Origin of the sequence: Mesorhizobium sp. M7A.F.Ca.AU.001.01.1.1, assembly GCF_004022735.1 — a bacterium.
GTDB lineage: Bacteria > Pseudomonadota > Alphaproteobacteria > Rhizobiales > Rhizobiaceae > Mesorhizobium > Mesorhizobium ciceri.
Map to the genome: position 1 here is coordinate 1 of NZ_RZPF01000787.1, position 2,800 is coordinate 2,800.

A 2,800-nucleotide genomic window follows, 5' to 3' on the forward strand; every position below is an offset into this window, starting at 1 on the left:
GGTCGACATAGATGGTCAACAAGGCGAGAGCACGGATCACATCGATGCGCGTGTCCCGGACCGCACTGAGCGCGACACGCGCATCGATGTGATCCGTGCTCTCGCCTTGTTGACCATCTATGTCGACCATGTGCCGGGTACCGCCTTCGAGTATCTGACATACAAGAATTTCGGCTTTTCGGATGCGGCGGAGGTCTTCGTGCTGATCTCGGGAATCTCGGTCGCGCTCGCCTACGGCAAGAAATTCCAGCCTGGAAACCGGCTGCTGGCAACTTTGAAGATGTTGCGCCGCGCCGGTGTGCTTTATGCCACCCACATCGTCACCACCATGGTGGTGATGGCCATTTTCTGCGCTGCGGCAGTGTTTGCCAGGCGGCCGGAGCTTTTGACGATGATCAACATCGAGCCGTTGATCAAGAATACGCCGCAGGTGCTGATCGGCATCGTGACGCTCGGCCACCAACTTGGGTACAACAACATCCTGCCCGTCTATGCGGTGCTGCTCTTGCTGGCGCCGCTGTTCCTGCTCATTGTCAGCTATCGGCCGGTCCTGGCACTGGTGGCATCCGGCGCCCTGTGGCTGGTCGCGGGGATTTATCAGATTGCTCCGCCCAACTACCCCGAGCCCGGCTTCTGGTTTCTCAACCCGCTGTCGTGGCAGTTCCTTTTCAACATCGGCCTGGCGGGCACGCTGCATGTGCGTCGCGGCGGCACCATCCCGGTCAATCGCTGGCTGGTTGGGGCGGCCTTGGCCTACACCGTTGTGGCCCTGGTCTGGGTGCACAGCCCGCTCTGGGGGCATATCTCCTGGTTTGGCCTGCCTCCGGTGCTGACCGGTTTCGACAAGACGTTCCTGTCGCTGCCGAGGCTCCTGCATATACTCGCAGTGAGCTACCTGATCGTGGCATTCCCGGCGATCTCGAATCTGTTTCGCACCGGGCGCGATCATCCGCTTGCCATATTGGGCAAACGATCGCTGCCGGTTTTCATTGCCGGCACGGTGCTTGCAATGGCGGCGCAGGTGCTGAAGCTGATCAATCCGGGCGGATTTGCCTATGACAGCCTGTTGATATCGGCCGGCATCGTCATGCAGTTCGCGCTCGCCTACTATCTCGAATGGCTATCGGGCCTTGGCTGGTCCGCCAAAAGCAGGCCGGCTCACAGCGCCGCACCGCCCGTCCATGCTGCATCCTTCGCGATGCCGGGCATGGCGACAAGAATGGGCCGTTGAGCTCAGGTGGGCGAGGGGCCGGATGAGGCCCGCACCACGAGTTCGACCGGCAGCGATTGCCGGCTGAACGAACCATCATTTTCAAGGATCGCCTTGACGGCAAGGCGGCCCATCTCGGCGATCGGCTGGACGATCGTGGTCAGCGGCGGCTTGGAAACCGCCCCTTCCGGAACACCGTCGAAGCCGACGACAGAAACATCGCCCGGTACCGCAATGTCGTGCTGCCGCAGCCAGTCCAGCGCATGGAGCGCCATCCTGTCCGACATCGCCAGGATGGCTGTCGGCGCCTCGGCACCGGCGAAAATATGGTCGAGGCCGGCCCACACGCTCTTCTCGTCATTGACGGTCTCGTAGATCGGCACACGCGAGACGTCGATGTCGACGCGGGAGAGTTCCGCGAAATAGCCACGCAAGCGGTCCCGCGTAGCGGAATAGAGGGCCATTTCCACCTGCTCCCTTGTGGTAGGGCCGAAGCCTGCGTCGGCACAGGGCAGGGTAAGCACGGCAAAGCGGCGATGTCCGAGTTCGGTCAGGTGGCGGGCCGCCAGGCCGGCACCGGCGATGTTGTCGACGCCGATCGCCGCGACCGCATCGTCGTCGTCCGAATCGAGATCGAGCGCCACAAAGGGGAGCTTGCGTTCGCGCGCCAGTTGGACCAGCTTTGAGCCGCCATCGACACAGAAGACGATGAAGCCATCGACCAGCGCACTCTGGATGTTCCACGCGAGCTGCTCCCCATTGACGGCGGAGACCAGCGAAATCCCCGCACCGGTCGCGTCACAAGCCTGCGAGATGCTGGCCATCATCACCCGGGCAAAGGGATCGTCGAAGAAATAGGAGAGGGGTTCCGCGGTCGCGACACCGATGGCATTGACCTTGCCGGCGCGCAGCAGCCGGCCCTTGGGATCCGGTCCGCCATATCCCATGGCCTCGGCTGCCGCCTTGACCCGTTCACGGACCTCCTCGCGCACGATCTCCGGACGGGCGAAGACGTTGGACGCGGTGCCGTGCGACACGCCGGCTGCCTTGGCAATGTCCGCCAGCCGGACCGGTCTTGTCTTTGCAGAGATAAGTGGCGCCATCTTCGTCTCCTGAATTCTTCCCATTTAACACTTTCGTTGGATCGGTTCAAATTTTGGCTTGATCGTGGCTTCGATAGGGCCTATGTTTGAATCGATCCAAGGAAACGCCTGCTGGCAGAATTGGATCGATTCAACATCAAGTAGGGACTTGTGTCATGCATCCCGTCAATTTTCTGTTCGAAGACATTTACCGCAACGACTGGAGCATCTCGTCGAACACCGCGACGCAGAAGCGCCGCGGCAAAACCAGTCTATGGGTCCGCGAGTTGCGGTTCCTTGTGGAGCGCAAGCGGAGCTGATCGGGGTCGGTTTTTCGCACCTCTCGATTGGATCGATTCAGGCGCTGAAAGGAGCGCACATCATGCATCCCGTGAGCTATCTATTTGAAGACATCTATCGCAACTATTGGGGCATCGCGCCGGCTTCCGAACGGCCGGAGCGGCATCGGTTGGCCAAGCTGCGGCGGCGCAATCGCGAATTGCTTATC

3 protein-coding genes are annotated in these 2,800 nt (G+C 61.2%); 2 read left to right on the forward strand and 1 reads right to left on the reverse strand.

The features are described 5' to 3' along the window. The first annotated feature begins 40 nt into the window (after nucleotides 1-40). Nucleotides 41-1,231 carry an OpgC domain-containing protein gene (gene opgC / locus EN884_RS31795; protein ID WP_128360967.1) on the forward strand — a complete coding sequence of 397 codons (1,191 nt, stop codon included), beginning with the start codon at nucleotides 41-43 and terminating at the stop codon, nucleotides 1,229-1,231. A 2-nt stretch (nucleotides 1,232-1,233) separates the two neighbouring features. Here the strand turns inward: opgC and EN884_RS31800 are convergent, their stop codons facing one another. Next, nucleotides 1,234-2,313 carry a substrate-binding domain-containing protein gene (locus tag EN884_RS31800; protein ID WP_063167760.1) on the reverse strand — a complete coding sequence of 360 codons (1,080 nt, stop codon included), beginning with the start codon at nucleotides 2,311-2,313 and terminating at the stop codon, nucleotides 1,234-1,236. A gap of 82 nt (nucleotides 2,314-2,395) precedes the next feature. Between EN884_RS31800 and EN884_RS38810 the strand changes: the two genes are divergently transcribed. Further along, the coding region (locus tag EN884_RS38810; protein ID WP_164895285.1) for a hypothetical protein at nucleotides 2,396-2,800 on the forward strand (405 nt) is incomplete at its 3' end.

What these genes read in the sequence shown, in the direction of transcription:
- EN884_RS31800 (WP_063167760.1), bottom strand. Translation starts at nt 2,313, where the DNA reads ATGGCGCCACTTATCTCTGCAAAGACAAGACCGGTCCGGCTGGCGGAC.